Here is a 1,845-nt window from a genome sequence, read left to right as displayed (position 1 = left end):
AGCTTGACTCTGTCGGGGATCTTGGAGTTGTCGAGGTCAGGTGCCCAGGGTTCGCCAGGATTTCGGTCGGGGTAGCTCGCGCTGGTCGAGGTAGTTCTGGAAGGCAGTCGGTCGGCGGGGTGCAGGTGCGTCCTCAGTCGGTGGCAGTCTGCTGAGGCGCTCGATGTTGACGGCGATGGCGGTCAGGACGTGTTGGATGTGGGCTTTTCCCTGTCCTCGGTAGCGGCAGCGTCGCATGCCGTGGCCGTGGGCGAATTCGTTGACTGTCCCCTCCACTCCGGAGCGGATCGCGTAGCGGGTCTTCCACTCGGGTGTCTGTTGCTCGGTGCGGACGCGGAGTTGCAGGTCGCGGAGTTCTCGTGGGGGAAAGCCCACAGTGCGGGCGCTGTCGGCGGTGCTCGTGCACTGGGCACGGGCCGGGCAGGGCCGGCACTGACTCTTGGTGAACCTGGCCACGATCAGCGGGGCCGCGGTGGGCGAGGAGGTCGGATAGGGGCCGTGCCAGCCCGCGCTGACCTGCCCCTGAGGGCAGGTGACCTGCTCACGGTCGTAGTCGATGTGGAAGTCGTCCCGGGCGAAGCCCTCGCCTCGGCGGTGCTGGCGGGTGGGGTTGCCCGGCAGTGGTCCGGTGACGGTGACCTGGTGTTCTCGGGCGGCTTGTTCCAGGTGGGGCAGGGAGGTGTAGCCGCTGTCGACGAGGTGCTCGGCGGGCAGCAGGCCGCGACGGGCCAGGCGCGTGTGGATGCCGGGCAGGACCTTGCTGTCGTGTGTGGTGGCCGCGGTGGTGGCCACGTCCGTGATCACGTTGGGGCTGCCGGGGGCACAGGTCTCGGTCAGGTGAGCGGAGAACCCCTTCCAGCTGATGATGTGTCCATGGCGTGCATAGCGGGCCGAGGTGTCGTAGGGCGAGACGACCGCCCGGGACGAGGGCGGCAGCCCGGGCCCGCCTTCCGTCTCGGCGGTGCGCCAGCGCAGGTGTCCTGCGGCGTCATGGTGGTAGTTCTGCACGATGATCTGGCGCAGGGCCTGGACGCGAGGGCCGGACGTGCGGTCCGCTCCGTGCTGGTAGAGGTGTTCCAGGAGCCGGACGGCATCGTTTCCGGTGGCAAGGATCCTGGTCTTGGGCTTGGTGGGGTTCTTGCCCAGGCGGACTGGCCGCCCGTGGCGGCGTCCCCAGTCCTCGTCGACCAGTTCGTCCAGCAGGTGAGGGGCTGTGCCGGCGACTTCTTCGAGTGCGGCGCGGACCGCCTCGGTGATCAGCTCCAGGCGGGTCAGGTCGCGCACCGCGGCCAGGACGTGGGTGGAGTCGGTGCGCTGCGTGGTGCGCTCGCGTACCAGTCCGGCCTCCTTGAGGCGGGCCAGCGCGAGGTCGAGGAGTCGGTCAGCACGGTCATCTTCGGCGAGACGGTCGCGGAAATCGGCCAGCACGCTGTGGTGGAAGCCGGGGTCGTCCAGCTCCATGGCCATCGCGTACTTGAAGTCGATGCGGCAGCGGACCGCCTCGGCCGCCTGCCGGTCCGACAGGCCGAGCAGGAACTGCAGCACACAGACGGTGGCCAGTTGGGCAGGCGAGAGACCCGGGCGTCCGTCACGCGGGTACCAGTCGGCGAAGTCCTCGTCGCACCACAGCCCGTCCAGTCGATCGCGCACCCATATCGCCGTCGTACCACCTGGGTTGCTCGCCCGCGCGATCCGCGCAGTCAGAGACGGTACGTGCTCACCAGAACGCGGGCGCAGGGACAACGGGCACCTCGACAGCTGCATCGGTCATCGGGACCACCCGAGCATGCCCGCTGATCATGCCGGCCCACTGGGAAACTCCAAGATCCCCGACAGAGTCAAGCT

The 1,845-nt window shown here is 68.8% G+C and carries 1 protein-coding gene; it reads right to left on the bottom strand.

All coding sequences use genetic code 11. The features are described 5' to 3' along the window. Positions 1–36: 36 nt before the first annotated feature. The gene (locus ACIBJG_RS38785) at positions 37–1,650 is read right to left on the bottom strand and encodes an IS1182 family transposase (protein ID WP_399315061.1); all 1,614 of its coding nucleotides are present in this window, start codon (positions 1,648–1,650) and stop codon (positions 37–39) included. Between the last annotated feature and the right edge of the window lie 195 nt (positions 1,651–1,845).

It is taken from the genome of Streptomyces sp. NPDC050422 (assembly GCF_044458665.1).
Classification (GTDB): domain Bacteria; phylum Actinomycetota; class Actinomycetes; order Streptomycetales; family Streptomycetaceae; genus Streptomyces.
This window is presented reverse-complemented; position numbering and strand designations above follow the sequence as displayed.